Genomic DNA, 382 nt, shown 5'->3' on the forward strand with positions numbered 1-382 from the left:
CTTGGAAGGCTGAGGTTTTACCACTAAACTACACCCGCATATATTATATAGAAGAAAAGTAATGGCGCGCCCGAGAGGACTCGAACCTCTAACCGCTTGATTCGTAGTCAAGTACTCTATCCAATTGAGCTACAGGCGCATTAGAGATTATGGTGCGGCCGAGAAGAGTCGAACTTCCACGGGATTTCTCCCACTAGGCCCTCAACCTAGCGCGTCTGCCATTCCGCCACGACCGCATTGATTTAATTTTAGGGACAAATTCTATTATACTGCATTACCATTTTGATGTCAATGATAAATCAGACTTCCTAATTCATCGTCGTCGTTGCGTTCTAATATAATGATGGCTGGGGTACCTGGATTCGAACCAGGGCATGACGGG

Annotated in this window: 2 tRNA genes; both read right to left on the reverse strand. The window is 46.1% G+C overall.

Annotated features, from left to right (window positions below):
* Positions 1 to 62: 62 nt before the first annotated feature.
* Positions 63 to 139: transfer RNA gene (locus tag GJB59_RS00005), tRNA-Arg, on the reverse strand.
* An 11-nt stretch (positions 140 to 150) separates the two neighbouring features.
* Positions 151 to 236 (reverse strand) — tRNA-Leu (locus GJB59_RS00010).
* Positions 237 to 382: the final 146 nt, after the last annotated feature.

Source organism: Planococcus soli, assembly GCF_016881065.1.
GTDB lineage: Bacteria > Bacillota > Bacilli > Bacillales_A > Planococcaceae > Planococcus > Planococcus soli.